The 271-nt window shown below is 70.5% G+C and carries 1 protein-coding gene; it reads left to right on the top strand.

The genetic code is table 11. The features are described from left to right. On the top strand, positions 1-271 hold a 271-nt coding region (locus tag UK12_RS35635), incomplete at both ends, for a ketoacyl-synthetase C-terminal extension domain-containing protein (RefSeq protein ID WP_045307376.1).

The following is a 271-nucleotide window of genomic DNA, read 5'->3' as shown; positions in this document are numbered from 1 at the left end:
ATGTGAACGAGCCGTCGCCGAAGGTGGACTGGTCCGCCGGGGCGGTGGAGCTGTTGACGGAGTCGCGGCCGTGGCCGGAGACGGGCCGTCCGCGCCGGGGGGCGGTGTCCTCGTTCGGTATCAGCGGGACCAACGCGCACACGATCCTGGAGTACGTCCCCGACACCGCCGTCGGGCGGACAGCAGATGACGGCGTTGTGCCGCTGCTGCTGTCCGCCAAGAGTGACAAGGCGCTGGCGGGTCAGGCGGCTCGACTGCTCTCCCTCCTCTC

It is taken from the genome of Saccharothrix sp. ST-888 (genome assembly GCF_000955975.1).
Classification (GTDB): domain Bacteria; phylum Actinomycetota; class Actinomycetes; order Streptomycetales; family Streptomycetaceae; genus Kitasatospora.
The sequence above is the reverse complement of the archived record's forward strand: the minus strand, read 5'-3'. Positions and strand labels throughout refer to the sequence as shown.